Source organism: Streptomyces sp. P17, from assembly GCF_032436805.1.
Lineage (GTDB): Bacteria > Actinomycetota > Actinomycetes > Streptomycetales > Streptomycetaceae > Streptomyces.
Window position 1 is genome coordinate 1 of the sequence record NZ_JAVRBF010001048.1, and the last position, 260, is coordinate 260.

Genomic DNA, 260 nt, shown 5'->3' on the forward strand with positions numbered 1-260 from the left:
CCGCTAGATGCGCTTACTAAGCTAAATGACGCTGAGAATTTTCTAACTCAGACTCAGTATGAGCGAGTCAAGGCGCTTCAGGATGAAGGGCGCTGGCAAGAGGCGGCCACTGAAGCTGCTAGGATTTATGCTGATACCGTTAATGGTCGAGCTAAGGAAATTGAGCAGAACCTTGGCCTAATTTCTACTGCATGGCTCAATATCAAGCGCGCAAGTAGCGAGGCATGGGATAGCGTTGTCACCAGATCGGAAGAGCACAC

1 protein-coding gene is annotated in these 260 nt (G+C 50.0%); it reads left to right on the forward strand.

The genetic code is table 11. The features are described 5' to 3' along the window. The coding region (locus RMT89_RS43900; RefSeq protein WP_315889345.1) for a hypothetical protein at positions 1 to 260 on the forward strand (260 nt) is incomplete at both ends.